Annotated in this window: 1 protein-coding gene; it reads left to right on the forward strand. The window is 37.4% G+C overall.

Annotated elements, in window-relative coordinates:
- Nucleotides 1–207: hypothetical protein (locus ACFIMW_RS09490; RefSeq protein ID WP_375697400.1), on the forward strand; the 207-nt coding region annotated here is incomplete at its 5' end.
- Nucleotides 208–613: the final 406 nt, after the last annotated feature.

The raw sequence follows: 613 nt of genomic DNA on the forward strand, positions 1-613 counted from the left end.
AACCCATACGACAACCACTACAATAAACCACGCAACAAACGCAAAAAGATGGGACAATATCTAGTTTTCCTTTTTTATAAAAAGGTTGAACTCACAATAAAAACTGCCTTGGTCCGTCATCCGCATGTAACGCAACCAAGACCTTCATTAATCCGCCCTACGCATGTGACGCAATTAATGGTTTTAATTCCTGATAAGGTTTTTTGATTTTCACGGTAAGGCTGTAGGCCTCAGTGCTCCACGAAATTTTGTAAAAATTTATTTTCTACTGTCCCGAAGAATAGCGTAAGCCCAACGATTAACCTGACAATGCAATGCAATGCCAATCGAACTGCGAAAGAACTACATCATGCAATGCACATGTAATACTCGAACTATGAATCAATGAATATGCAATGCTCAATGTAATGCTAATTCCACGAATAATCCTCGAAATTCTACGATATGATAAATGATAAGATTATCACCATGAAAATGTATAATAAATCCACCCAAGTGATGTCAACGAATCTCTACGACTACCGACGAAAATAGCGAAGATATAAAGTAGTATAACATCGAATAAATGCGTCTCCAAGATATGCGCCATGAAAAATCAGCCACTACAATTTAC

The sequence above is a fragment of the Bartonella sp. AC329YNZD genome, from assembly GCF_042196685.1.
Classification (GTDB): Bacteria; Pseudomonadota; Alphaproteobacteria; order Rhizobiales; family Rhizobiaceae; genus Bartonella.